Genomic DNA, 2,345 nt, shown 5'->3' on the forward strand with positions numbered 1-2,345 from the left:
TGTCTCTGTACTTAATCTGCCCAGCCAGATTTAGTATTGATAGCCGACTCTGCCATTGTGTACTTGGCTACTACATCGTCTTTAAACAGGATGGTAAGTTCTTTCTTGGTGCCGTTAGTTCCGTTATGGAAGAGGCCATAGAAAGGTATGAACGTAGTCCCGTTAACTTTTACTTTGGCGAAGGCGTACTTCCAGATCTCATTGCCACCGTCAGTGTACGAAACTGAATCCGGGGAACCGAATGTCGTTTTAACCTCGGCCTTGGTGGTTTTACCTTCCTGCAGCTTAGACTTTACGCTGATTTCGGTTTCCTTGCTGAGTTGCTGGTTTCCTGAGGAAGCGCAGCCCGCCAGAGTCAAAGCAATCGCAGTAGCGACTAAAATTTTCTTCATTTTTGTAATCATCCCTTTGGTATTGTTTGGACTAATCCTATCAGGGATGAACTTGAACGGCAAAGCCCACCCGAGTGGGCTATGCAATCATTTTTCAGGCTGGTCAGGCAGATACATCCAGTGACTGATTTCAAGCTTACTGTATTGCTTTCCACCATTTAAAATGGCGTCGTAAAATCCATTTATCGCATTATAGCTGGCAACACCTATGCCCTTGTTTGTCGCAACAATGACCATTTGAAATTGAGATCTTGTCTCTGGTAATGCTTCACCCACTGAAACCCATTGCATACGGCACACCTCGCTGTTTAATGACTCACATAGAGTATCATTGTTATGTTGTGCCTTGCATGATTGAGGCCCTGCCTAGGTCCATCTGAACGATGAGGTTCTGTCGGGAGGTTTATTTGGTTTTGCTGGCTTGTTCCTGCTGCATCATCGCCTGCCACCGGCGATCGTCTTCGTCCATTACCTGATCGTACTCATCCCTGGTGAAGCCTTTCTGGTTCGGGTATTTCGCGTTGAGCAGTAATGCAAATTCGGTCATTGTGAGGTTCTCGGCCTCTTCCCGACTCATACCGAAATGGTTGCGCGCAGCCATGATGTAGTCGGCTGCGCGGAATTCTGCGGTTGTCTCGTTCGTTTCGTAACGCTGCAGCTTGCGCACCTTCGCTTTGCCGATGATGCCGTGCATCATCAGGTTTTGCGCGACGATAACCATACTTTCCGGCGGCATGCCGCCCGGACGCCAGACGAAGCCACGCTTGCGTGATTTCCCCGGCTTCATCCATCCAACCAGATCGCCGATATCATCGTCACAACATGCTGTCAGTACCGTATGCGCGGCCATGACCGCTTTGCGTGACAGAAGCCCGCTTTGCATAAACCGCAGGACGCAATCAGGAAGGCGGCTGTACTCATCGCGGATATAGGCCTCAGCTGCGCGCTGCGCGAATGGTGTCGTCTCGTCATTGCACAGGTCATAGAACGCCTGAACAATCTCCTCGGGCTCACCGATTCGCGCCATGTTGCGAAACGACGGCCGGAAAAAGAATTCCCGGTCACCGGTACCGATAACGCATTCGCCTAATTCTTTAATCGGGGTCATAGTCGCTCCATAAACAGTATCAAGGGCGCAGAACGCCCTTTGTACTATTCACGAATGGCCTGGGGGTTAACTGATAGTGACCGTGCAGGATGCAGACGTGATCTTGACTGGTGTCGCGGAAGAATCGGTGACTTCACAGGTATAAACCCCGGCATCACCAGAAACAGCGCTGGCCTTGTTGAAAGTCGTCGTTGTTTGCCCGCTGACAACCGTGCCGTCTTTCTTCCAGACGTAGGTGTAAGGCGCTGTACCACCCTCAACCACTACCGACATATTCAGAGCCGATCCGGCAGCCACGCTCTTGGTCGTCGGCAGGTTGGTGGTAAACGCCAGCGCCGGCGGAGCTACCTCAAATACCACGGTGTCTGCATCAGCAACTTTCCACTCACCAGAGAAGGTCGAAATATCCGAGGTGCCGAAATCACCAGACCAGGAGGTGGTGTTGAAGTAGCCCATGATATAAGTGCCGGCGTCTTCACCAGTGAAGTCGAAGCGGACCCAGACTGTCGGCTGACGACCTGCCTGCACTTCATCGAAAATATATTTCGAGATGGCAATAGCGCCGATTTCCGTCGTCTTGTCTTTCTTGCGGAACTCACCTTCGCCGGAGATGGTGAAGTCCATGTTGTTGACCAGGTTCTCAACCAGCCCCTTCGTATCGTCAGCCTCAGAGGTGACGGTATTCATGGAGTAGTCAAAGCCCTTGGTGGTCATGGCGCCGAGTCGCTTCCATTCGGAAAGCGCTGGTACCGTATCAGCACAACCTAAAGCCATGCGGAGCACGGCCACCTTACCAATCAGCTTGCCGGTGTCATTAGCGCAGCCTTGCATGTATGCCTCTCAAT

Annotated in this window: 4 protein-coding genes; all 4 read right to left on the reverse strand. The window is 51.5% G+C overall.

Annotated elements, in window-relative coordinates; all coding sequences use genetic code 11:
- Positions 1-11: 11 nt before the first annotated feature.
- Entirely contained in the window at positions 12-392 is a 381-nt protein-coding gene (locus HMPREF9538_RS24740) for a lipoprotein (RefSeq protein WP_032456984.1), read from the reverse strand.
- A gap of 87 nt (positions 393-479) precedes the next feature.
- Complete coding sequence (locus tag HMPREF9538_RS0126820; protein ID WP_032456983.1) at positions 480-683, reverse strand: DUF551 domain-containing protein; 204 nt, start codon at positions 681-683, stop codon at positions 480-482.
- 112 nt (positions 684-795) lie between these two features.
- Positions 796-1,500 carry a DUF6246 family protein gene (locus HMPREF9538_RS24735; RefSeq protein WP_009483987.1) on the reverse strand — a complete coding sequence of 235 codons (705 nt, stop codon included), beginning with the start codon at positions 1,498-1,500 and terminating at the stop codon, positions 796-798.
- A gap of 66 nt (positions 1,501-1,566) precedes the next feature.
- Positions 1,567-2,331, reverse strand: coding sequence for an immunoglobulin domain-containing protein (locus tag HMPREF9538_RS32030; protein ID WP_009483988.1), 765 nt, complete (start codon positions 2,329-2,331; stop codon positions 1,567-1,569).
- Between the last annotated feature and the right edge of the window lie 14 nt (positions 2,332-2,345).

The organism is Klebsiella sp. MS 92-3 (assembly GCF_000195655.1).
GTDB lineage: Bacteria > Pseudomonadota > Gammaproteobacteria > Enterobacterales > Enterobacteriaceae > Klebsiella > Klebsiella pneumoniae.